The organism is Methylobacterium sp. TK26 (assembly GCF_055361565.1).
Genome location: NZ_CM143965.1, coordinates 2,066,187 through 2,089,166 on the forward strand (window position 1 = coordinate 2,066,187; position 22,980 = coordinate 2,089,166).

Annotated in this window: 21 protein-coding genes; 9 read left to right on the forward strand and 12 right to left on the reverse strand. The window is 70.1% G+C overall.

Annotated features, from left to right (window positions below; translation table 11 throughout):
• The first annotated feature begins 67 nt into the window (after positions 1-67).
• Positions 68-1,369: a Gfo/Idh/MocA family protein gene (locus ACXJ1Y_RS09965; RefSeq protein WP_463849857.1), complete on the forward strand. Its 1,302-nt coding sequence runs from the start codon at positions 68-70 to the stop codon at positions 1,367-1,369.
• Positions 1,370-1,384: 15 nt separating this feature from the next.
• On the opposite strand, the gene flgH is transcribed toward ACXJ1Y_RS09965, so the two are convergent.
• Genes flgH through flgF form a run of 4 tightly spaced genes read right to left on the reverse strand, consistent with a single transcriptional unit; the run spans position 1,385 to position 4,814 of the window.
• The gene (flgH, locus tag ACXJ1Y_RS09970) at positions 1,385-2,125 is read right to left on the reverse strand and encodes a flagellar basal body L-ring protein FlgH (RefSeq protein WP_463849858.1); all 741 of its coding nucleotides are present in this window, start codon (positions 2,123-2,125) and stop codon (positions 1,385-1,387) included.
• A 30-nt stretch (positions 2,126-2,155) separates the two neighbouring features.
• Complete coding sequence (flgA, locus tag ACXJ1Y_RS09975) at positions 2,156-3,247, reverse strand: flagellar basal body P-ring formation chaperone FlgA (protein WP_463850083.1); 1,092 nt, start codon at positions 3,245-3,247, stop codon at positions 2,156-2,158.
• 23 nt (positions 3,248-3,270) lie between these two features.
• Positions 3,271-4,062 (reverse strand): flagellar basal-body rod protein FlgG, encoded by a 792-nt coding sequence (gene flgG / locus ACXJ1Y_RS09980; RefSeq protein ID WP_342164799.1) that lies wholly within the window; start codon positions 4,060-4,062, stop codon positions 3,271-3,273.
• Between the two features lie 11 nt (positions 4,063-4,073).
• The gene (gene flgF / locus ACXJ1Y_RS09985; protein WP_463849859.1) at positions 4,074-4,814 is read right to left on the reverse strand and encodes a flagellar basal-body rod protein FlgF; all 741 of its coding nucleotides are present in this window, start codon (positions 4,812-4,814) and stop codon (positions 4,074-4,076) included.
• A gap of 250 nt (positions 4,815-5,064) precedes the next feature.
• Here flgF and fliL point away from each other — a divergent pair, with 250 nt between their 5' ends.
• Genes fliL through ACXJ1Y_RS10005 form a run of 4 tightly spaced genes read left to right on the forward strand, consistent with a single transcriptional unit; the run spans position 5,065 to position 8,217 of the window.
• Positions 5,065-5,625, forward strand: a complete 561-nt coding sequence (gene fliL / locus ACXJ1Y_RS09990) for a flagellar basal body-associated protein FliL (protein ID WP_463849860.1) — start codon at positions 5,065-5,067, stop codon at positions 5,623-5,625.
• Positions 5,626-5,632: 7 nt separating this feature from the next.
• A complete protein-coding gene (gene fliM / locus ACXJ1Y_RS09995) occupies positions 5,633-6,847 on the forward strand; it encodes a flagellar motor switch protein FliM (RefSeq protein WP_463849861.1) in 1,215 nt (404 codons plus the stop codon).
• Positions 6,848-6,853: 6 nt separating this feature from the next.
• Positions 6,854-7,363 carry a DUF6468 domain-containing protein gene (locus ACXJ1Y_RS10000; RefSeq protein WP_463849862.1) on the forward strand — a complete coding sequence of 170 codons (510 nt, stop codon included), beginning with the start codon at positions 6,854-6,856 and terminating at the stop codon, positions 7,361-7,363.
• Positions 7,363-8,217, forward strand: coding sequence for a MotE family protein (locus ACXJ1Y_RS10005; protein WP_463849863.1), 855 nt, complete (start codon positions 7,363-7,365; stop codon positions 8,215-8,217). The genes ACXJ1Y_RS10000 and ACXJ1Y_RS10005 overlap by 1 nt, the downstream gene beginning before the upstream one ends.
• A 12-nt stretch (positions 8,218-8,229) precedes the next feature.
• Here ACXJ1Y_RS10005 and ACXJ1Y_RS10010 read toward each other — a convergent pair whose 3' ends face one another.
• From ACXJ1Y_RS10010 to ACXJ1Y_RS10030, 5 genes are all read right to left on the reverse strand, one after another.
• The gene (locus ACXJ1Y_RS10010; RefSeq protein ID WP_463849864.1) at positions 8,230-8,472 is read right to left on the reverse strand and encodes a hypothetical protein; all 243 of its coding nucleotides are present in this window, start codon (positions 8,470-8,472) and stop codon (positions 8,230-8,232) included.
• 103 nt (positions 8,473-8,575) lie between these two features.
• Complete coding sequence (locus tag ACXJ1Y_RS10015) at positions 8,576-9,844, reverse strand: leucine-rich repeat-containing protein kinase family protein (RefSeq protein ID WP_463849865.1); 1,269 nt, start codon at positions 9,842-9,844, stop codon at positions 8,576-8,578.
• A 1-nt stretch (position 9,845) separates the two neighbouring features.
• Positions 9,846-10,034, reverse strand: coding sequence for a DUF1192 domain-containing protein (locus ACXJ1Y_RS10020; RefSeq protein ID WP_463849866.1), 189 nt, complete (start codon positions 10,032-10,034; stop codon positions 9,846-9,848).
• Positions 10,035-10,043: 9 nt separating this feature from the next.
• Entirely contained in the window at positions 10,044-11,264 is a 1,221-nt protein-coding gene (locus ACXJ1Y_RS10025; protein ID WP_463849867.1) for a phosphopentomutase, read from the reverse strand.
• 3 nt (positions 11,265-11,267) lie between these two features.
• On the reverse strand, positions 11,268-12,902 hold the full coding sequence (locus ACXJ1Y_RS10030; protein ID WP_463849868.1) for an ABC transporter ATP-binding protein: 1,635 nt from the start codon (positions 12,900-12,902) through the stop codon (positions 11,268-11,270).
• Between the two features lie 127 nt (positions 12,903-13,029).
• Between ACXJ1Y_RS10030 and ACXJ1Y_RS10035 the strand changes: the two genes are divergently transcribed.
• The 4 genes from ACXJ1Y_RS10035 to ACXJ1Y_RS10050 all read left to right on the forward strand — a co-directional run bounded on the left by ACXJ1Y_RS10035 (position 13,030) and on the right by ACXJ1Y_RS10050 (position 17,737).
• Entirely contained in the window at positions 13,030-13,947 is a 918-nt protein-coding gene (locus tag ACXJ1Y_RS10035) for a lytic transglycosylase domain-containing protein (RefSeq protein WP_463849869.1), read from the forward strand.
• A gap of 85 nt (positions 13,948-14,032) precedes the next feature.
• The gene (locus ACXJ1Y_RS10040; RefSeq protein ID WP_463849870.1) at positions 14,033-14,962 is read left to right on the forward strand and encodes an alpha/beta hydrolase; all 930 of its coding nucleotides are present in this window, start codon (positions 14,033-14,035) and stop codon (positions 14,960-14,962) included.
• 113 nt (positions 14,963-15,075) lie between these two features.
• A complete protein-coding gene (locus ACXJ1Y_RS10045; protein ID WP_463849871.1) occupies positions 15,076-16,398 on the forward strand; it encodes an O-antigen ligase family protein in 1,323 nt (440 codons plus the stop codon).
• A gap of 157 nt (positions 16,399-16,555) precedes the next feature.
• The gene (locus ACXJ1Y_RS10050) at positions 16,556-17,737 is read left to right on the forward strand and encodes an acyltransferase family protein (protein ID WP_463849872.1); all 1,182 of its coding nucleotides are present in this window, start codon (positions 16,556-16,558) and stop codon (positions 17,735-17,737) included.
• A gap of 4 nt (positions 17,738-17,741) precedes the next feature.
• Here ACXJ1Y_RS10050 and ACXJ1Y_RS10055 read toward each other — a convergent pair whose 3' ends face one another.
• The 3 genes from ACXJ1Y_RS10055 to uvrB all read right to left on the reverse strand — a co-directional run bounded on the left by ACXJ1Y_RS10055 (position 17,742) and on the right by uvrB (position 22,808).
• Positions 17,742-19,475: a pyrroloquinoline quinone-dependent dehydrogenase gene (locus ACXJ1Y_RS10055; protein WP_463850084.1), complete on the reverse strand. Its 1,734-nt coding sequence runs from the start codon at positions 19,473-19,475 to the stop codon at positions 17,742-17,744.
• 52 nt (positions 19,476-19,527) lie between these two features.
• Positions 19,528-20,052, reverse strand: a complete 525-nt coding sequence (locus ACXJ1Y_RS10060) for an ankyrin repeat domain-containing protein (protein ID WP_463849873.1) — start codon at positions 20,050-20,052, stop codon at positions 19,528-19,530.
• A gap of 74 nt (positions 20,053-20,126) precedes the next feature.
• The gene (gene uvrB / locus ACXJ1Y_RS10065) at positions 20,127-22,808 is read right to left on the reverse strand and encodes an excinuclease ABC subunit UvrB (RefSeq protein WP_463849874.1); all 2,682 of its coding nucleotides are present in this window, start codon (positions 22,806-22,808) and stop codon (positions 20,127-20,129) included.
• Positions 22,809-22,980: the final 172 nt, after the last annotated feature.

Genomic DNA, 22,980 nt, shown 5'->3' on the forward strand with positions numbered 1-22,980 from the left:
CGTCGCGGGCCGGAACCCCGCCTCGCCGCGCCGGGTTCCCGAAGCTCCATCCGACGAGCGGAGCCCCATGGCGGACGACGAACGCTTTTCCCGGCGCAGCCTCCTCGCAGCAGGCGGCGCCCTGGCCGGCGCGGCCCTCGGCGGGGCCAACGCCCAGGCGGCGACCCCCGGCCCGTCCGTCCCCGCCGATACCGGCGCCGTGCAGGGCAACCGCGTCCTCTTCCCCAACTGGCGCGGCTCCGGCGACCCCACGCCCCCGCCGAGCCCGGCGCCGCAGCCGCCGGATCAGCGGGTCGGCTATTGCGTGGTCGGCCTCGGACGCCTCACCCTCGATGAGATCCTGCCGGCCTTCGGCGAGACCAAGCGCTCGCGTCTCGTGGCATTGATGTCGGGAAGCCCGGAGAAGGCGAAGCTCGTGGCCCGCCAGCACGGCCTGCCCGAGGATGCGGTCTACGGCTACAACGAGTGGGACCGGCTCAAGCAGAACAAGCAGGTGCAGGCGGTCTACGTCGTGACGCCGAACGCCGTGCACCGGGACAACGTCGTGGCGGCGTCCGGCGCGGGCAAGCACGTCCTCTGCGAAAAGCCGATGGCGGTCTCGTCCCCGGAATGCCGGGAGATGATCGAGGCCTGCGCCAAGGCCGGCACGAAGCTGATGATCGCCTATCGCTGCCAGTACGAGCCGTTCAACCGGGCGCTCACCAAGGCGGTGCGCGGCGGAAGCCTCGGCAAGGCGCGGCTGATCCAGGCGTTCAACGGCCAGACCACGGGCCTGCCCGAGCAATGGCGCCTGAAGAAGGCCCTCGCGGGGGGCGGCTCGCTCCCCGATATCGGGCTCTACTGCCTCAACGGCACGCGGGCGCTTCTCGGCGAGGAGCCCGAGTCGGTGCAGGGGATCGCCTATTCGCCACCCGACGATCCGAAGTTCAAGGAGGTCGAGGAGACGATCACCTTCACCCTCCGTTTCCCCTCCGGCACGATCGCCCAGTGCATCGCGAGCTACGGCGTGCACGAGTCCCGCGCGCTGACGGTGCATACGCAGGCCGGGGCCTTCGACCTGCAGAACGCCTTCGCCTATCGCGGACAACGGCTGTTCGTCGGCCGGGCCGAGGGGAAGAGCGAGGCGCGGGACGAGAAGATCCTGGCGCACAAGAACCAGTTCGCCCTGGAGATCGACCACTTCTCCCGCTGCATCCAGGAGAACCTGAAGCCGCACACCCCCGGCGAGGAGGGGCTTCAGGACCAGATCCTGATGGAGGCGATCTACGAATCGGCCCGCACCGGAGCCCCGGTGAAGACCGGCCCCCTCCCCGGTACGGGCAACGGCCTCGACGCCACGCGGGGTCCCGAGCCGGAAGAGGCGGGCTAGGCGGCGGGTCCGGCCTCAGAACGGCAGGATGATGTCCACGAGCTGCTGGCCGTAGCGCGGCTGCTGCACGTCCGTGATCTGGCCGCGTCCGCCATAGGCGATGCGGGACTCGGCGATCTTGGTGGAATCGATGGTGTTGTCGGCGGCGATGTCCTCCGGCCGCACTACGCCGGCCACGATGAGTTCGCGTACCTCGAAGTTGATACGGATCTCCTGCTTGCCCTCGACCACGAGGTTGCCGTTCGGCAGCACCTGCGTGACCACGGCCGCAACGTTGGTCGTCACCGTCTCGGCGCGCTGGACGGAGCCCGCGCCGTCGTTGGCGGTGGCGGAGGTCGCGCTGAGGAGCGCGCTGTTGCCGACGCCCGTCGCCTTGCCGAGAGTCGTGTTTTCCAGGCCCACCGCGTTCGGCAGGCCGAAGCTCTCGGTGTTGGCGCGGGAGCGCTTGGTCTCGTTGCTGATGTTCGCCTTGTCGGTCACGACGACGTTGACCGTCAGCAGGTCGCCGACCTTGGCCGCGCGCTGATCCTTGAAGAAGGCCCGCGAGCCCGTGCGCCACAGGGAGTTCGGCGCATAGGAGACCGGTTGCACGTCGGGCATCGGCATCCGCACCGGCTTGTAGCCGGGCTGGGACGTCGGGTCCTGGATCGCGGACAGGGCCGGCGTCGCGCCGATGTTGGCGAGGCGGTCGGCCGTGTTGCAGGCGCCGAGCGCTAGCGGCAGCGCGAGCGTGGTGAGACGGGCGATCAGGCGCATCGGCGGAACTCCTCGACGCGGAAGGGGCGATCAGCGCAGGGCTGTCGTGGCGGCGCTGGCCTGGAGCTGCGGGCCGCCGCCGGGGCCGACGGACACGCGGCCGGGGCCGATGACCGTAGCCTGCAGCACCTTCTTTGAGGCAACGTTAACCACGTTCACGACGGCGCCCATCCGGCCGGCGTCGTTGGCCAGGCCGCGCATCGACAGGCTGATGCCGGGGGTCGAATAAACGATGGTCACGGTCTCTCCGCGCGCCACGAGGTCGGGCTTGGCGGTGTCGCCCTCGCGCAGGACGGTGCCGGCGGGCAGGCTGCGCTGCGCCACCTCGCCGAGGGCGGCGGTGACGCTGGACTGCACGTCGGTGCCGACGCCGTCGCGCGGGCGCTTCTCCAGCACGAGGTCGCCCTCGCGGATCGGCTCGCCGCGGTTGAGGCCGCGGGCGAGCACCGCCACCTCTCGCATCTCCACCACCACGCCGGAGACCCGCAGCGAGGCCTGCCGGTCGCCGAGGCTCACCAGGGCCGAGACCCGGTGCGAGCGCTGGTCGTAGACCATGTCGATGGCGGTGGCCTGCCCGGCGAGGTCGAGGGGGGCGAGCATGGACGGCGCCTCGCCGTCGAGGCGGATCGTCATCAGGTTGGTCTCCAGGCCGAAGCCGGTCTCCAGGCCGCGCTTCAGCGCCACCTCGATCTCGGCGGGGCCGACGCGGCGCGCGGCGCGCTGCACGGCGATCTGCAGCCGGCCGCCGGTCTCCACCGGGCCGAGGCCGAGGCCGGTGGCGGCGTCCGTGATGCGGCGGGACTGGATGGTGCCCGTCGAGCCCAGGGCCGGGGCGCGGAACAGCGGGCGGTCGGCCAGCGCCGGCGGCACGTTCTCCACGAGGTCGCCGAGCGTCAGGATGTCGGTCTTGGCGGTGACGTCGCCGCGCAAACGCGGGGCGGCAGTCTCGGCCATGGCCGGCACCGCCACGGCGCCGAGGATGACGAAGAGGACGAGGGCGAGGGCGGCGCGGATCAGCATACCCGGCGCGGGCAGGGGCGCGCGCGGCCGGCGCGGCTGCGTGATCGGGCTCAGGACCACCTCGGCGAGGTCGTCGTGGGGGGCGAAGTGCGGGTCGATCATGGCGAAGAAACCCGTGCCGGCCATCAGCCGCGGAACATCTGGGACGTGGTGGAGAGCATCTGGTCGGCGGCGGTCACGACCTTCGAGTTCATCTCGTAGGCGCGCTGGGCCGCGATCAGCGACGAGATCTCGGTGACGGCGTTGACGTTCGCCTCTTCGAGATAGCTCTGCTGCAGGTTGCCGAAGCCCTCCGCGCCGGGCAGGCCGCTGATCGCGGGGCCGGAGGCGGCGGTCTCGACGAACAGGTTGTCGCCGATGGATTCGAGGCCGACCTTGTTGACGAAGCGCGACAGCTGGAACTGCCCCAGCGCCTGCGGCGCGGTCTGGCCCGGCAGGGTCGCCTGCACGGCGCCGGTGGCGCTGATCGTCACCGAGGTCGCGGTGTTCGGCACCGTGATCGCCGGGTCCACGAGGTAGCCGTCGCGGGTGACGAGCTGGCCCGAGGCAGACAGGTCGAAGGAGCCGTCACGGCTGTAGGCGGTGCGGCCGTCCGGCAGGGTAACGCGGAAGAAGCCCTCGCCGCGGATCGCGACGTCGTAATCCTTCTCCGTGGAGCTGAGCGTGCCTTGCGACATCACCCGGGCGGTCGAGGTGGTCTTCACGCCCGAGCCGAGGGCGAGGCCCGCGGGAAGCTGGGTGTTCTGCTCGGAGGTCGAGGAGCCGGCCCGGCGGATGTTCTGGTAGAGCAGATCCTGGAAGTGCACCTGCTGGCGCTTGTAGCCGGTGGTGCGCAGGTTCGCGATGTTGTTCGAGATGACCTGAACGTTGAGTTCCTGGGCCGCCATGCCGGTGGCGGCAGAGTAGAGCGCGCGCATCGGAATCTACCTCAGGCCACGTTGGCGAGTTTGGAGATGGCCGAGCCGCGAAGCTCGTCCATGCGCGAGATCATGCTGGTCACGAGGGCGTAGGAGCGGTTCACGTCCATCAGCCGGGTCATTTCGAGGACGGGGCTGACGTTCGAGCGCTCCAGGGCGCCGGATTCGAGCCGCCCGTCGAGGCCGGCTGGCCGGCCCGGGGCGGTGGACGAGAAGAGGTTCGCCCCCTCGTTCACGAGGTTGCCGGGGTTGGCGAAGGTCACGAGCTTGATCCGGCCCCGGATGCCGAGATTGGTGGAGACCGTGCCGTCCGTGCCGATGGAGAGGCCGGTCTCCTGCGGGTTGACGGCGATCGGCCCGCCCTCGCCCGCCACCGCGAAGCCGTCGCTCGTCACGAGCTGGCCCTGCGCGTTGACCGTGAGGGCGCCGTTGCGGGTGTAGCGCTCGCCGGCCGGGGTCTGCACCGCGATGAAGGCCGGGCCCTTCACGGCGATGTCGAGGGGGTTGCCGGTCTGCTCCACCGGGCCCTGATCGACGTTGAGGGTCGTGCCCTGGTCGATCACGTAGGAGATGCGCCGGTCGGGCGGAGTGAAGCTGTCGGCCCGCGCCGTCGGCATCAGGTATTCCTGAAAGCGGCTGTTGCGGCCCTTGAAGCCGGTGGTCGAGACGTTCGCCATGTTGTTGGCGATCACGTCGAGCTCGCGCTGAAGCGCGACCTGGCTCGACACGCCGACGAAGAGGGCATTCTGCATCGTGAACTCTGGCGCCCACGAACGACCGGGGCGACAGGACAATCAGCACCTCCCGTGCCAGTCCGGGCCGGGGCAATTTGATCAGTTCATGCAATCACTTGTTCAGCACGGCTATCGGTCGGGTACCTTGATGAACAGTCCTGGCGGCAAAGCCGGCCCGGCAGAAATTGCCTCCTTAACGGCGCGTTAACCGCATCTGCCGATATCTGACCGGGACGATCCTCCAATCAGCTTCGCGAGTGACGGCCCCATGGCCAAGAAGCCCAAGAAGGCGAGCGCCGAACCGGGTGAGGGCGGCGCCGACGCGGCCCCGAAGAGCAAGAAGAAGCTCATCATCATCGCGGCCGCCGCCCTGCTCGTGGTGGTGGGCGGCGGCGCGGGCTTCTTCCTGATGAAGGGCGGTGGTGGCGAGGCCAAGGACGGCGACGGCGCCGCGCAGGCCTCCTCGCATGGCGACGGCGGCCATGGTGGTCACGGCGGCGGTGCCGAGGCGAAGAAGCAGGTCGCCTTCATCGAGCTTCGCGAGATGATCATCAACCTCAGCCCCGATGCCGGCCAGGACAAGGGCAAGTTCGCCAAGCTGCGCGTGAGCCTGGAGATGAAGGATCCCAAGCTGGAAGAGGAGGTGAAGTCCCTCGCCCCGCGCATCGAGGACACGCTGCAGATGTACATGCGCGAGATCCGCGCCAGCGACCTCGCCGGGTCGGTGGGCGTCTATCGCCTGCGCGAGGAGCTTCTGAAGCGCGTGAACGTCGCCGTGTACCCGGCCAAGGTCGACGCGGTGCTGTTCAAGGACCTGATCATCCAGTGAGGCGGTGATGGAACCGGAGGATCAGGTCGAGGAGGACGATTGGTCGGCCGCGCTGCTTGAGCAGGGCGCCGAGGGCGGCGACGCGTCGCTCGCCGAGGAATGGGGCGCGGCCCTCGCCGAACAGGGCACCACCCGCAACGCCAGCGACGTCGCCGCCGAATGGGCGACGATGATCGAGGACGGGGAGAGCGACAACCTCCCCGAACTCGCCGGCAACGATCGCATCCTGAACCAGGAAGAGATCGACGGCGTCCTGGGCTTCTCCATGCGCGAACTCTCGGCCTCCGGGGCCGGGGGCGTGCGCGCCATCGTCGATTCGGGCGTCGTCCAGTACGAACGCCTCCCGATGCTGGAGATCGTCTTCGACCGGATGATCCGGTTGCTGTCGACCTCGCTGCGCAACCTGTTCCAGGACAACGTGGAGGTGACGCTCGACAACATCACGTCGGTGCGGTTCGGCGACTATGTGAACGCCATCCCGCTGCCGACCCTGCTCGGCGTGTTCAAGGCCGACCCGTGGGAGAATTCCGGCCTCGTCACCGTCGACACCAACCTCGCCTACGCGACCTTCGACCTGCTGCTCGGCGGCAAGCGCGGCGGCTCGTCGAGCCGCCTCGACGGGCGGCCCTTTACCGCCATCGAGATGACGTTGGTGCGGCGCCTCGTGGAGATCATCCTCGCGGATCTGCAGCTGTCCTTCCAGCCGCTCTCGCCGGTGAGCTTCCTCATCGACCGGATCGAAACCAACCCGCGCTTCGCCACCATCACCCGGCCGGGCAACGCGGCGATCCTCATCGGCCTGCGCCTCGACGTCGACGGGCGCGGCGGGCGGATGCAGATCCTGTTCCCCTACGCCACGCTGGAGCCGATCCGCGAACTCCTCACCCAAAGCTTCATGGGCGAGAAGCTCGGCCGCGATCAGGTGTGGGAGGGCCACCTCGCCACCGAGATCTGGCAGGCGGACGTCGCCATGGAGGCGGTGCTGCACGAGATGATGCTGCCGCTGAAGCGGGTGATGCGGCTGCGCGTCGGCGACACGCTGATGTTCGATGCCAAGCCCTCCGACCTCGTCACCGTGCGCTGCGGCGACTGGGCGCTGACGCAGGGGCGGATCGGCCGGGTGGACGGCAACATCGCGGTGCAGGTGACGCGCCCCCTGCGGCGCTCCCGCACCACGCTCCAGGCCTACGAGGCCTCCATGAACAACCACACGGACGGGTAGGCCGCCATGAGTCTCTTCGTCACCCTCTTCGCCGACCTGCTCGTCGCCGTGCTGCTGGCCGCCACCATCGTCTCCTCCGTGCGCCTGTCCAAGCGGATCGGCCAGATGAAGGGCGACGAGGCGGCGTTGCGCTCCACCATCGGCGACCTGATGGTGGCGACCCACAATGCCGAGCGCGCCATCACCGGCCTGCGCGGCGCCCTGGACGAGTGCGACCGCACCCTCGCCGACCGCATCCAGGCGGCGCAGGCCTGCACCGCGACGCTGGCGGGCGGCGTCGAGGCGGGGGAGGCCGTGCTGAGCCGCATCGCCGCCATCGTCTCCGGCGCGCGCAACGCGCCGGCCGCCCCGCGCCCCGTCGAGGTGCGGGCCGAGCCGACGGCCGAGGCGCCCGCCCGGCCCGTTCCCACCCCGGTCGCGGAAGGCCCGAACGGCGAGCGCCTCGGCGCCGCCGCCGCCGCCGCCCTCGCCATGACCGAGCGGGCCCTCGCCCGCGTCCGTGCCCGCGCCGCCTGATGAGCCCCCGCCCCACGCCCACGAAGAAACCGGAACCGGCCGTCCCGGTGAAGGCCGGCACCAAGGTCGCGGCCAAGCCGCAGACCGCCCTGCGGCGCTCGCGGCTGAAGCCGGTGCGCCCGCTGAAGCTCCGGCTGGTCGATGCCGTCGCGATCGCGGCGGGGACGCTGCTGGTGCTGAAGCTGCTGACGCTTTCGCAGGCCGGGATACCGGAGGCGAGCCTGCCCGCCTTCGCGCGGGCCATTGCCAAGGCGCGCACCGGCTACGAGATCCCCGACCCGGAGACCACCGGCTCTGTCGAGCCGAAGAAGGAAGAGCCGAAGTCCGCCGCCGAGCCGCCCGAGGCGCAAGCCCCGGCGCAGGATCAGGCGTCGCCCAGCGAGAAGGCGCTCCTCGAAAAGCTCGGCGCCCGCCGCAACGTCCTCAAGCAGCGCAGCGACGAGCTCGACCTGCGCGAGAAGATGCTCGATGAGGCCGAGAGGAAGGTCGAGACCGGCATCGGCGACCTGAAGAAGGCCGAGGACAAGGTCGATGCCGCCGCCAAGGCGAAGGACGAGGCCGAGAAGCAGGGCCTCAAGAGCATCGTCACCATGTACGAGACGATGAAGCCGAAGGACGCCGCGCGGGTCTTCGACCGCCTCAGCCACGACGTGCTCGTGCCCCTCGTGGTGGCGATGAACCCGCGCAAGATGGCCGAGATCCTGGCCGTGATGCAACCGGAAGCGGCCGAGCGCCTGACCGTGGCGCTGGCCAACCGCGCCCGTGGGACGGGGACGACGATCCAGGTCCAGGCCGGCGGACCTGCCCTGCCGCCGGGCGAATTGCCGGCCATCGACGCGGCACCCCCGCGCTAGGGTTCGGAGCGTTTAGCGGCGGCGGTGCCGGCGGCGCCAACCCTGCGCCGGACCGTTGCCGGGCTCGCACCCGATGCAGATGCGCGGATCCCAGGGGAGATCGACCCCGAGGGGTTTCACGCTCAGCATCCCGAGGGTCACTTTGGCCGCCGGCACGACGGGCTCCGGCTTCGCCTCGATCGCCCCCGCCTCGCCGCCGCCCGCGATCAGCGCGCCGTACATCCCCCAGACCGCTATCGTCCGTCGCGCCGCCATCGGTCCCTTTCGCTCGGCCAGCCTTCTCGGGCCAACCGGCGAGGAGGAAAAGGGGTAAAGATCGGCGAGGTTTTGACGCAGAGCGGATGAACCCGTGACGCCTTCACCGCAGGGTCGCGGCGACGTCCGCCATGGCAGGCCGCGTGGCCGGGTCGGCCTGCGTGCAGGTCCGCGCGAGTTCGCGGAGGTTGTCGGGCGCCTCGGCGCAGAGGGCCAGAAGCTCGTCGAGGAGGATGCCGAAAGCGCGGGTCTCGATCCGGGCGAGGGCCCGTCCAGCCTCGCCCTCGGGCAGGGTCGAGGCCGCGCCGAAATCGCCCAGCACCGCCGCGCCGTCGCGACCGTCCCAGAGGATGTTGTGGCCGTAGAGGTCCCCGTGCATCAGCCGCCGCCCGTGCAGATGCGCCAGGGCCGAGGCGATGCCGCCCGCGAGGCGCCGCACGGCCTCCTCGCCGAGCCGGAGCGCCGGATCGTAGACGTCGCGGCTGCAACTCGCGAGGCTCGGCGGCCCGGCGAGCACCGGCCATTCCGCCGGCACGAGCCGCAGCAACAGGCCCGGCGTGCCCTCGGGGTGGCCGGTGACGCCGCCCAGCGCGCCGATCACCGCCGGATGGTCTCCCGCCGCGAGGCAGGCCGCGATCTCCCGTTCGGGCAGGCCGTCGCTGCCCATGGCGCCTTTGAACAGCTTCAGCGCGACCTCGCCGTGCCACGTCGCGCGGTGGACCCAGCCGGAACTGCCCTCCCCCAGGAGCGGCCCCACGGTGAGGTCCGCCCAGGGGACGAGGGGCGCCTGCGCGGGCGGGCTCGCCGGCTCGGCGGGGTTGCCGGAATAGGACATCCAGGCCAGGGCCGGCATCTGCGCGAGCCAGGGCGGAAGCCGCTCGAAGCGGTTGCTGGCGAAGCGGACGAGTTCGAGGGTCCGATGCCCGGCCAGACTCTCCGGCAGGCGATCGAGGGCATTGCCGGAGAGCATCAGCTTCTGCAGGCGCGGGCGGCGCCCAAGCTCCTCCGGCAGGGAGGCGATGCAATTGTCGGTGAGGGTGAGCCAGCGCAGTTGCGGCGGCAGGGCTTCGGCCGGCACCTCGGCGATACCGCAGCCCCGGAAACCCATCTGGCTCAGCGCCTCGCACCCGCCGAGGGCCGGCGGCAGGCGGGCGAAGGGCGTACCGGAGCAGAACAGGGCCCGCAGGGCGCGGAAGCGGCCGAGATCCTCCGGCAGGGTGTAGCGTCCGCGCCCGAGATCGAGCACTTCCAGGGTGTCGGCCAGCCCGAACAGTTCTGCCGGGAACTCCGTCAGCCCATCGGGCAGGCGGACCTCGCGCGCGCCCGCGAGATCGCCCCGGCGCAGGGCTGCCAACGTGGCCGTGCGGTCCATCTCAACCCCGCTTGAAGAAGGAATCGGCCGACGATTGCGCCGCCTCCTTGGCGGCCCGGGCGGCCTCGATACGGGCGATCTCGGCGCGCAGCAGCGCGATCCGCTCATCGAGATCCGAGAGCGAGAGAGCGTCGAGGGGCTGGCCGATCTCGTGCGTCGGCGTTTTGCGCGGCGTGTCGTCGTCCCACATGAAACGCTCCTACAGGAAGGGCTTGCCCGCGCCGACAGCCGGAAGGCCGAGATGGCGGGCCAGGGAGGCGGCGATGTCGGAGAGGCTGTCGCGCCGGCCGATGGGGCCGCCCGCGAGGCCGGGGCCGAAGGCGAGGATCGGCACCTGCTCGCGGGTATGGTCGGTGCCTGTCCAGGTCGGGTCGTTGCCATGGTCGGCGGTGATGATCGCCACATCGCCCGGCCGCAGGGCCGCGCGGATCGCGGACACGCTGGCGTCGAAGGCTTCGAGTTCGGCGGCGTAGCCCGGCACGTCCCGGCGGTGGCCGTGCTCGGTGTCGAAATCCACGAGGTTGACGAAGACGAGCCCGCCCTCGGCCAAATCGCGCAGGGCGGCGAGCCCGGCGTCCAGGCAGGCGGCATTGGCGCCGGGCTTCACCTCGCGGCCGGTGGCGCGGTGGGCGAAGATGTCCCCGATCTTGCCGACGCTCACCACCTCGCGGCCCGCCGCCTCCGCCCGATCGAGGAGCGTCGGGCCGGGGGGCGTCACGGCGAAGTCCTTGCGGTGTGCGGTGCGACGGAAGCCGGCTTCCGCCGAGCCGACGAAGGGCCGGGCGATGATCCGGCAGATCCGGTACGGATCGCAGAGCGCCCGCGCCGTGCGGCAGAGGTCGTAGAGCCGTTCGAGCCCGAAGCTCTCCTCGTGCGCCGCGATCTGGAACACGCTGTCGGCCGAGGTGTAGCAGATCGGCTTGCCGGTCCGCACATGCTCGGCGCCGAGTTCTTCGATGATGCTGATGCCGGAGGCGTGGCAATCGCCGAGGAGGCCGGGTACGCCGCCCTGCGCCACGAGGGCGTCGGTCAGGTCTGCCGGAAAGGCGGGTCTCGCATCGGGGAAGGTGCCCCAGGGCTCGGGCAGGGGCAGGCCGGCGATCTCCCAATGGCCGGAGGGCGTATCCTTCCCGGCGGCGGTCTCGACGCCGTGGCCGTAGAGCCCTTCCGGCTCACCCGATGGGTCGAGGCCCGGCGGCATCGCCCCCGTGGCGCCCCGCGCGGCGAGGCCGAGGCCGAGGGCGGCGAGATGGGGAAGCCGCAGCGGCCCGGCCCGCAGGCCCGGCCGGTCGCCGCGCCCCTCGGCGCAGGCCTGCGCGATGTGGCCGAGGGTGTCGGAGCCCGTGTCGCCATAGGCGGCAGCATCCGGGGCGCCGCCGATCCCGACGGAATCGAGGACGATGAGCAGGGCGCGCGCCACGGTCTAGGCGGGCTCCATCTCGGTCGGCGCATCGCTGTCGAGGGCGAAGGCGGCCTTGAACAGGGTGCGCGTGTAGTCCGTGCGCGGGTTGGCGAAGATCGCCTCGGCCGCGCCCTCTTCCACCACCTGCCCGTTCTGCATCACCACCACATGGTTCGCGAGCGCACGCACCACCTTCAGGTCGTGGCTGATGAACAGGTAGGCGAGGCCGCGCTCCCGCTGGAGGTCCCGCAGCAGGGTCACGATCTGCGCCTGGACGGAGCGGTCGAGGGCGGAGGTCGGCTCATCCAGCACCACGAATTTCGGCCCGAGCACGATGGCGCGGGCGATGGCGATGCGCTGCCGCTGGCCGCCGGAGAACTCGTGCGGGTAGCGGTCCATGGTCGCCGGATCGAGGCCCACATCGTGGAGCGCCTTGGCGACCACCGCCCGGCGCTCGGCGCGGTTGCGCACGGCGCCTTGCACCACCAGCCCCTCGGCCACGATGTCGGCCACCGGCATACGCGGCGAGAGTGAGCCGTAGGGATCCTGGAAGACGACCTGCATGTCCCGCCGCAAGGGCCTCATCTGGCTCACGGAATAGCCGTCGATCCGCTGGCCGAGGAACACGACCGGGCCCTCGGAGGCGGTGAGCCGCAGGATCGCGAGGCCGAGCGTCGTCTTGCCGGAGCCGGACTCGCCGACCACGCCCACGGTCTCCCCGGCGCGGACCTTCACGGACACGCCGTCGACCGCCTTCACGTAGCCGCTTGTCCGCCGCAGGAACCCGGATTTCAGCGGGAACCACACCTTGAGCGGCCCCGCCTCCATGAGCATCGGCGCATCGGGCGCGACGGGGTTCGCCCGGCCCTTCGGCTCGGAGGCGATGAGCCGCTGCGTGTATTCGTGCTGCGGCGCGCGGAAGACCGCGCCGGTCTCCCCCGCCTCCACGATCCGCCCCTTGAGCATCACGCAGACCCGGTCGGCGATGCGCTGCACGATCCCGAGATCGTGGGTGATGAACAGCATCGCCATGCCCAGCCGCTTCTGCAAATCGGCGAGGAGGGCAAGGATCTGCGCCTGGACCGTCACGTCGAGGGCGGTGGTCGGCTCGTCGGCCACCAGCAGGTCGGGCTCGCAGGCGAGCGCCATCGCGATCATCACCCGCTGGCGCTGGCCGCCGGAAAGCTCGTGCGGATAGGCGCTCATCCGCGACGCGGCATCCCGCAGGCCGACGAGTTCGAGCAGTTCGAGGATCCGCGCCTTCGCCGCCTTGCCGGTCAGGCGGGTGTGGAGGCCCAGCACCTCGCCGATCTGCCGCTCGATCGTGTGGAGCGGGTTCAGCGAGGTCATGGGCTCCTGGAAGACCATGGTGATGTCGGCGCCGCGCACCTCGCGCATGTCGCGCTCGGGCAGGGCGGCGAGGTCACGCCCCTTGAACAGGATGCGCCCGCCCTGCACGGCCGCCGGATCGAGGAGGCGCAGCACCGCCAGTGCCGAGACCGATTTGCCGGAGCCCGACTCCCCCACGAGCGCCAGGGTCTCGCCCCGGGCGATCTGGAAATCGATGCCGTCGACGGCCTTCGTGTCGCCGTCCCGCGAGCGGAAGACGACCGACAGGTTCTCGACGGACAGGAGCGGCGTCTGCGGATCCGGCATGGACGCCTTATAGCGCGGACGCTCCCGCGTCACAGTGCCGGCCGCCGCGACCGACTTGCATTGATCGGGGGAAAGCCGGCTCTAGTTGCGGCCCCGTCACCCGGATCGCGGGCTGCTGTCGGAGAGCGTGATTCCCCTGCCCCGCCCCGTGTCCCCGGCGCTCCGCGTCGGCTTGGCCCTCCAGCTCCTGATCGGCTCGGCCCTACCCGTGTGCGCCGTCCCGTCCGAGGGCGCGACGGAGACCGTCGAGCAGGCGCTCTGCCGGCTGATCGACGATTCCGCGAAGACGCGGGACCTTCCCGTCGCCTTCCTCACCCGCCTGATCTGGCGAGAATCGAGCTTCCGCGTCGGCGTCGTGAGCCCGGCCGGGGCGCAGGGCATCGCGCAATTCATGCCCGGCACGGCGAAGGAGCGCGGGCTGCTCGATCCGTTCGACCCGGAACAGGCCATTCCGCACGCGGCGCATCTGCTTGCCGACCTGAAGCGGCAGTTCGGCAATCTCGGCCTCGCGGCGGCAGCCTACAATGGCGGCCCGACGCGGGTGAGCAACTGGCTCTCGGGCAGCGGCGGGCTTCCGGCCGAGACCCGCGCCTACGTGCTCTCCATCACCGGCCGCTCGCCGGAGGAATGGCGCATTCCGGCCGGCGGCAAGATCGAATTTCCCGAGGGTGGTGCGCCGGCACCGAAGGCGGCCGAGCCGGAGAAGCCGCAGACCTGCCTGCAAGTCACCGCCGCCCTGCGGGTGCCCAGCCGCGGCGACCGCTTCGCGCTGGGCGGCACGGAGGGCCCGGCCGCACCCTGGGGCATCCAGCTCGCGGGCAATTTCTCGAAGGCCCTGGCACTCCAGAGCTTCTCGCGGGCGCGCAGCACCTATGCCGGGGTGATCGGCGAGGTGCGCCCGATGATCATCGGCACGCGTCTGCGCAACCGGGGGACGCGCGCCTTCTACCGCATCCGCATCCCCGCCGAGACGCGGCAGGCGGCGGACAATCTGTGCGGCAAGATCCGCCGCGTGGGGGGCGCCTGTTTCGTGCTGCGGACGTGAAATATTTTCTCAGCGCCACGCCTGCGTCATCAAACTGCCCCGAGGCGGGTGATTCTTCGCGAGGAACGGCGCAACCGGACGGGATATGACACGACTCCTCACCGCCTTTGCCAGCCTGATCTGCCTGGGGCTCGCGGCCCTGGGCATCTCCAACGCGTCCCCCCTCTCGCTCTTCGACGCGATCGGCCCCCGGGATTCCGGCGGCCGGCTGGCGGCGCGGGACAGGGTGTTCGGCAAGGGCGCCCGCCACACGCTCGACGTCTACGTGCCTGTGGCGGCGGCTGAGTCCGCCCCGGTCCTCGTGTTCTTCTACGGCGGCTCCTGGGACAGCGGCTCGAAGGACGATTACGCCTTCGTCGGCCAAGCCCTGGCCGCGCAGGGCTTCGTGACGGTGCTGCCGGATTACCGGCTCTACCCGCAGGCGCGCTTCCCCGACTTCCTCAACGACGGCGCCGCCGCCGTCGCCTGGGTGCGCGACAACATCGCGACCTATGGCGGCGACCCGCGCCGGATCGTCCTCGCCGGCCATTCGGCGGGCGCCTACAACGCCGTGATGCTGGCCCTCGACCCGCGCTACCTCGAAGGCGCCGGGGTCGATCCGAAGGTGATCCGCGCGGTCGCTGGCCTGTCGGGCCCCTACGACTTCCTGCCCCTCGACACCGACACCACCCGCAAGGTCTTCGGGCAGGCCGCCGACCTTGCCCAGACGCAGCCGATGACCTTCGCCGGCCCGCTCTCGCCGCCGGCCTTCCTCGCCACGGGCGACGAAGACACCACCGTCCTGCCGCGCCACACGGCCGCGCTGGCCGCGCGCCTGCGCGCCGCCAACGTGCCGGTTCAGGAACGGGTCTATCGCGGCCTCGACCACAAGGACACGGTGCTCGCCCTCTCCGTCACCTTCCGCTCGAAGGCGCCGGAATTGGCCGAGATGTCGTCCTTCCTGATGCGGCAGGCGGCGGGGCGGACGCAGTATACGATGACCGATCCGGCCTTGACCGTGAAACTTCAACCCTAACGAAAGATTATCGGGCCGATCGCGAAGGCGTTAGCTTTTGATGAGAGCCCGCCGCGCTAAGGTGTGAGCCTCCCGGCGGATTAATCTCCCGTCGGCATCGGCGAGTCTGACCTGTGAGCACGGCGACCGAGACCGTCTTCTCCGCGAGCCATCCGGCCGCGGGCCGCGCCCGCGACCTGCCGGATGTCGTGCGCCTGTCCTACATGGTCTTCGTGCTCGTGGCCCTGCTGAACCACGCGTGGTTCACGGATCTCAGCGCCCCCACGCCCCTCGGCGAGGTCGAGGGCGGGAGCCTCGCCACGCAGCTCCTGTTCGGGTCGATGATCCTCGTCGGCATCCCGCTGGTCTGGCATCTCGGCCTGCAGCGCCTGCGGCCGATGGCGACGAAGCCCGTGCTCCTGTTCGGGGTCTGGCTGCTGACGACGTCGCTGCTCGCGAGCGACCCGCTCCTGTCCCTGCGCCGCCTCGCCCTCTACGGCATCGCCGCCTTCCTCGCCGTGAGCCTTCTGGCCGTCGCCCGTTCGGCGCGGCAATTGGCCGACGCCTTCGCGATGGCCGGGTTCACGGTGCTGGTCTCCAGCTATCTCGGCCTCGTGCTCGTCCCCGCTCTGACGATTCACTCGCATTTCGACCTGACGGGCGAGATCGGCCATGACGGGCTCTGGCGCGGGATCTTCTCGCACAAGAACGAGGCCGGTATGGCGATGACGATCCTCGTCATCTTCGGCCTGTTCATCGCCGCCGTCCGCAACCGCTGGCTCGGCTGGACCATGGTCGTCTCCGCCGGAATCTTCCTGATCGGCAGCGGATCGAAGACGCCGATGATCACCCTGGTGATGGTGCTCGGCCTCTCCTGGCTCTGCGGCATCCTCCGGTCCCGCATGGCGCGCTTGGTCCTGCTCGTCGGTCCGGTCATGGTCCTGATGACCATCACCATCGGCTCCATCGTGCTGCCGCCGGTGCGCGCCATCCTCGACGTCGTCCTCCCCGACGCCACCTTCACGGCGCGCAACGAGATCTGGACGTTCGCCATCGCCAACATCGCCGACAAGCCGCTGACCGGCTTCGGCTTCGGCTCCTTCTGGCTGACGGAGCGGACGGTCTACGCCTCCGTGGTGAACCCGGATTCGAACTGGGTGCAGATGGCGACCCAGGCGCACAATTCGTTCCTCGACGCCGCCCTCGCCATGGGGCTGCCGGGCTTCGTGCTGACCCTGATCGTCTTCATCGCCCTGCCGACGCGGGACTTCCTCTACCGGCTCCCCCACGGGCCCACCGATCCGTCCGCCGAACTCTTCCTGCGGTTGTGGCAGATGGTGCTGCTCTCGGCGTCGTTGGAGACGATCCTGTTCAATCCGAACACGCCGGCCTTCGGCATGATCGTCATGGCCATCGCCGGCTTGCGGATGCTCACCGTCCGCCCGGTGATCGTGTAAGCACCCGCCGGTAGGGCTAATTTTCGATAAGTGTGGCTAGCGGCATTTAGAAGAAAATTTTAGATCAACGCGTAGCGCGAGCTTGCTAAGCTCGCTGAAGTGCCGGGATCAGCGGGCGGAAACGTCCGGTCAGCGGTGCAATCCGGACGATTCCACCATGTTCGATTCGCGCTCGACGCCTGCCATCGCTATCCACCCGAAGGTCGAGGCGCTTCCCGCCCTTACAGCCCTGCGGTTTTTCGCGGCGGCCTATGTCGTAGCGTTCCACTATACGCCATACTACTTCCCGAACGTGAGTGACGGCGGTTTCATCGGGCTCGGGTATTCGGGCGTCACGTTCTTCTTCCTGCTCTCGGGCTTCATCCTCGCCTACAATTACCGCGATGCGGATCTCGGCCAGCCGCAGGCCCGCGCGCTGTTCTACCGGGCGCGGTTCGCGCGGGTGTACCCTCTCTTCCTGCTGGCCCTCGTGATCCACGTTCCGTGGTTCCTCGCCTGGGTGGTCAAGCAGCCGATGCCGTTGAAGGCGCTCATGGCCTCCGGCGCATTGCTCGCGCCCCTCGGAATCCACGCCTGGGTGCCGGGGGCGGCCTGCTCGCTCAATTGCCCGAGCTGGTCCGTCTCGGTGGAGTTCTTCTTCTACGCCCTGTTCCCAATCCTGCTGCCGCTGGTTCTGCGCAATCCCAAGCGGGTCGCGCTCGCCACCCTCGCCTTCTGGGTCGCCGTCGCCGCGCTGGCGACCTCCGTCTGGCAGGCGTCGAGCGGCGGTGTCTCGCTGATCGCGCCCGAGGCCGGCGGCATGCGGCCGATAATGCTGGCGGAGTTCGTGAAGTACTTTCCGCTCCTGCACCTGCCGGAGTTCATCGCGGGGCTGCTGCTCTATGTGGTGTGGCGCCATGCGCGCCTGCCGGGCCCGCTCCTCCTCGCGGCGGCGGCCGGGTTCGAGGCGCTGATCGTCGTCGGCAACGGCTACGTTCCGGACCCGATCCTGCACAACGGCATCACGATGCTCGCCTGGGCTCCGTTGATCCTGGCCTGTGCCGCCATGCGGCGGGGGCCGCTCTGCTCCCGGCCGCTGGTGTTCCTGGGCAAGATCTCCTTCGCCCTCTACCTGCTGCACATCCCGGTCTTCGCGATGCTGAACACCGTCGACAAGGTCGTGCTGCACGGCTGGCTCGCGGGCCATCCCTGGTTCGGGTTCGGCCTCGCCAGCCTCACGAGCCTCGTGGCGGCGACGCTGGCGCACCTGCTGGTGGAGGAGCCGGCCCGGCGCCGTATCCTGCGCAGCGCCCGCCCCTCCCGCGCGCAGCCCGCCACAGCCGTTCGCGTTGGCGCGTGAGGTCCTATTCCGGCAGGGTGAACACCACGAGGGCGTCGCCCGTGCCGAACCCGGCCGATTGCGTGTAGGACGCGCCGCCCGCCGCCACGGCGACGTATTGCCGTCCGTCGATGGCGTAGGTCATGGCCGGACCGCTGATGCCGGCGCCGCACTGGAAGCGCCACAGCACCTTGCCGGTGGCGGCGTCGTGCGCGTCGAGATGGCCGTCCTCCTCGCCCGAGAAGACGAGCCCGCCCGCCGTGGCGAGGGTGCCGCCGGACAGACGGCTGCCGGACTTCACCGACCACGCGATCTTGCCGCCGCCGTTCAGGTCGACGGCGGTGAGCGTGCTGAACGACGGCTCGCCCTTGGCGACGCTCGTCTCGGTGAAGCGGATCTCCGGGCGCCCCGGCCCGGCGGGGACGGCGTTCACCGTGTAGGTCGTCGCCCCGTGGCGGACCTGCACGTAGGCGAGGTTACCGTCATAGGCGGTGGGTGGCCACGACACCGCCCCGAGGGGCCCCGGCGCCACGACGGTGCCCTCCGGGCTCGGCGGGACGAACAGGTTCTTCTGGTCGAGCAGCGGCTCCGAGCGTTCGAGGAGTTTTCCGCTCGTCCGGTCGTGGACGTAGATCCAGCCGGTCTTGCTGGCGGAGGCGACGGCCTTGGTGCCGTTCGGCCCATCGAGCAGGAACGGCGGCGCGGCGACGTCGTAGCCCCATTCGTCGTGCGGTACCTGCTGGAAGTACCAGCGCAGCGTCCCCGTATGAACGTCGAGGGCGACGAGGCACATCGTGTAGAGATTGTCGCCCGGCCGGGTGAGGCCGAAATTCTGCGGCGCCGGGTTGCCCGTGCCGAGGAACAGCAGCCCGAGGGCGGGGTCGTAGGCCGGCGTCATCCAGAGGGAGCCGCCGCCGACCCGCCATGCCTCGCGGTTGGCGGGCGCCGCCGCCTTCTCGGCGGCGATGTCCCGGTGCAGGGGAACGCCGTCGGCGGTCCTGTCGACGAAGCCCCCCTCCCAGCCCTCGGAGGCGGTGACGTACCAGCGCCAGCGCTCCTCGCCGGTCTTGGCATCGTAGGCGGCGAGCCAGCCTCGGCGGCCATAGCCGCCCTCGATGCCCACGACCGCGCCGCCGTCGAGCCCGCCCGTGGGGTCCTCGACATGGAGGCCATAGCCCGCGCCCGTCACGCCGACGATCACCAGCCCCTCGGCCACCAGCGGCGGCATCTTGAAGCCGAGCCGGCTCGATCCCTGCACCGGCTTGCCGCCGAGCTTGTCCGTCAGGCCGGAGGCCGTCTCGGTCTCGCCCTCCTCCGGGCGGACCGCTTCCTTGTCCCACACCACCTTGCCGGTCTTGGCGTCGAGGGCGACGAGCCGCCCGTCCATCGTCGCCTCGTAGACGAGCCCGTTCGCCACGGCGACGCCCCGGTTCGAGGGCGGGCCGAAGATCTTGTCGGTGCGCGGCTTGTGCAGATAGGTCCACGCCACCTTACCCGTCTTGGCATCCAGGGCGGCGACATTGTTCTGCGTGGTCGAGAGATAGAGCATGCCATCGACCATGATGGGCTGCGCCTGGAAGTAGCCGGTCACGCCGGTCTGGAACATCCAGGCGGGGCGCAGTTTCGCGACGTTGCCCCGGTCGATCTGCGTCAGTTCCGAGAAGTTGCGATTGCTGTGGTCGTGCCCGAATGCCGGCCAGTCCGTCTCGGCGGCATGGGCGGGCAGGGCGAGGGCGAACAGCACGCCCGACAGTTTGATCGCTTTCGGCACGGCGTTTCCCTCGTTGTCGTGTTGTTGTTTCAGAGCGGGTTCATCCCGCCTTTCGCGCCGCCCGGTCGAGCTGGTCCGGCGTGGCCTGCGCGCCCATCGCCCGTGCCATGTCGGCGGCGCTCTGGCCGGAGGCGTCGCGCAGGTCCGGGTTTGCGCCGTGGGCGAGGAGGAGATCGACCATCTCCGTGCGGTCGAACATCGCCGCCGTCATCAGCGCCGTGCGGGTGCCGTCGCCGACCCCGTCCACCTGCGCCCTGTGCGCGAGGAGGAGTTCGGCCATGGCGAGATCACCCTTGAAGGCGGCTCCGGCCAGGGGCGTCTGGCCCCGGTCGTTGGCGAGTTCGGGATCACCGCCCGCTTCGAGGATCACCCGCGTCGCCTCGTGCTGGCCGTTATAGGCCGCGAGCATCAGCAGGCTGTCGCCCTTGTCGTTGCGCAGGTTGGCCGGCAGGCCTTGCCCGAACAGGGTGGCCAGTTCCTCCGCATGGCCCATCCGCGCGAACTGGAAGACCCGGCCGACGAAGGCGAGGGTGTCGGAATCGAGTTCGGGCTTTTGATCGGTCATGGCGCGAGAGTGTCGTCCGCGAGAGGGTTGCGGTCCGGTAGATGGGGCATCGGCCGGTGCCGGCCAGCGGCGGCTCAGCCGCGCTTGCGGCCGCCGCCACCCTTGTACTTCGGCCGCTGGCCGCCGAGTCCTTGCGTCGAGCGCGGCTTCGGGCGCTCCTGCCAGAGGGGCGTGTCCGCCGGCAACTCCCGGTCGGTGCCGGGGCCCATGTTGTCGAGATCGGGCTTGCTGATCCGGCTGCCCCCGCGCGGGCCCTTGGTGCCGTAGCGGCCGGCCTCGCGCTCCACGTCGCCCTGGCGGGCCATGGGGTCGTCCGAGACGAGAAGCTCCGTCGCCTGGAGGCGCTTGAGCTCGTCGCGCAGGCGGGCGGCCTCCTCGAAATCGAGGTCGGCCGCGGCGGCCCGCATACGCTTTTCGAGGTCGGCGAGCACCGCCTTGAGGTTGTGGCCAACCGTGATCGCGTCCTTGGCGAGCCCGGTATCGACCTGAACGTGGTCGCGCTCGTAGACGCTGTTGAGGATGTCGGAGATGCCGCGCTTCACGCTCTGCGGCGTGATCCCGTGCTCCTCGTTGTAGGCGAGCTGCTTCGTGCGGCGGCGCTCGGTCTCGGCCATGGCCCGTTCCATCGAGCCGGTGATGTTGTCCGCGTACAGGATGCAGCGGGCATCCGCGTTGCGGGCCGCGCGGCCGATGGTCTGCACCAGGGAGGTCTCCGAGCGCAGGAAGCCCTCCTTGTCGGCATCGAGGATGGCGACCAGGGCGCATTCCGGGATGTCGAGCCCCTCGCGCAGCAGGTTGATGCCGATCAGCACGTCGAAGGCGCCGAGGCGCAGGTCGCGGATGATCTCGATGCGCTCCAGCGTGTCGATGTCCGAGTGCATGTAGCGGACCCGCACGCTGTTCTCGTGCAGGTACTCGGTGAGGTCTTCCGCCATGCGTTTGGTCAGGGTCGTCACCAGGGTCCGGTAGCCGGCCTGGGCGACGGCCTTCACCTCGCCGAGGAGGTCGTCGACCTGGCTGCGGGCGGGGCGGATCTCGATCACCGGGTCCACGAGGCCGGTGGGGCGGATCACCTGCTCCGCGAAGACGCCGCCGGTCTGCTCCATCTCCCACTTGCCCGGCGTCGCCGAGACGTGGACCGATTGCGGGCGCATCGCATCCCATTCCTCGAACCGCAGCGGGCGGTTGTCGAGGCAGGAGGGCAGGCGGAAGCCGTACTCGGCCAGCGTCGCCTTCCGGCGGAAGTCACCCCGGTACATGCCGCCGATCTGCGGGACGGTGACGTGGCTCTCGTCGGTGAAGACGAGGGCGTTGTCCGGCAGGTATTCGAACAGGGTCGGCGGCGGCTCGCCGGGCTTCCGCCCGGTGAGGTAGCGGGAGTAGTTCTCGATGCCGTTGCAGGAGCCGGTGGCCTCGATCATCTCGATGTCGAAGGTGCAGCGCTGGTCGATGCGCTGTGCCTCGATCAGACGACCCATCTTGGTCAGCTCCTCGATCCGGCCGTTCAGCTCGGTCTTGATGCCCTTGATCGCCTGCTGCAGCGTCGGGCGCGGCGTCACGTAGTGCGAGTTCGCGTAGACCTTCACGAACTTGAGGTCGCTGATCTTCTTGCCGGTAAGGGGATCGAATTCCACGATGGATTCGATCTCGTCGCCGAACAGGCCGATCCGCCAGCCGCGATCCTCCAAGTGGGCGGGCCAGAGTTCGATCACGTCGCCGCGCACCCGGAAGGTGCCGCGGGCGAAGTCAGACTGGATGCGCTTGTATTGAAGGGCCACGAGGTCGGCGCCCAGCTGGCGCTGCTCGATCCGCTCGCCGAGCGACACCGTGAACGACATCGCGGTGTAGGTCTCGACCGAGCCGATACCGTAGATGCACGAGACCGAGGCGACGATGATGACGTCGTCCCGCTCCAGCAGGGCGCGGGTGGCCGAGTGGCGCATCCGGTCGATCTGCTCGTTGATCGAGGATTCCTTCTCGATGAACGTGTCCGAGCGCGGGACGTAGGCTTCCGGCTGGTAGTAATCGTAGTACGAGACGAAATACTCGACCGCGTTCTCCGGGAAGAACGCCTTGAACTCCCCGTAGAGCTGCGCCGCCAGGGTCTTGTTCGGCGCGAGGATCAGCGCCGGGCGCTGCGTCTCCTCGATGATCTTCGCCATGGTGAAGGTCTTGCCCGAGCCGGTGACGCCGAGCAGCACCTGATCGCGCTCGTGCTCGCGCACCCCCTGGACGAGGCTGGCGATGGCGGTGGGCTGGTCGCCCGCCGGGGAGAATTCTGACTTCAGGACGAATTTGACGCCGCCCTCCGACTTCGCCGGGCGTTCGGGGCGATGGGGCGTCCAGGTCTCGCCATTTTTGAAGAGCGGGTTGCCCTCGGTGAGCAGCCGTTCCAGCGCGGTGATCGTGGCCGAGGCGCCGCCATCGGCGACGGGATCCATGTCGGCCGCGCCCGCCGGCGCCGGGCCGTCCTCCGGCGCCGCGAGGCCGAGGGCCTGGGCGAGCTTGGGGTCGATCTCCGCCGCGTCGCCCACGGTGAAGCCGGCCTGCGGCGCCTCCGCGAAGCCCGCCCCGCCCTTCTTCCGCGAGGGCGGCTTGCCCGGCCGCGCGCCACCGACATCCGGCGATTTCGGCCGGGTGCGGTTGAGCGCGGGATTCAGAAGCTCGGCCAGATGGCTGTCGAGCGGTTGCAGAACCGGCTTGTCGGCCTTCGAGGACGAGGCGGCGGCAGCGCGGGGCTTTCTCGGCGTCGGCATGGGGACAATATGGGCCTGTCACGCGGCGGGAGAAAGGCGTCCGGACACAGAGAACGACCCGCGCGTGCGTTCCGCCGGCCGACGATTTCCGAAATCCCGTTTTCAACCGCGCTTGCGAGCGGCGGGGCCGCGCGATACTTCAAATCCCAATATTACCGAAGCACGGGGGTGG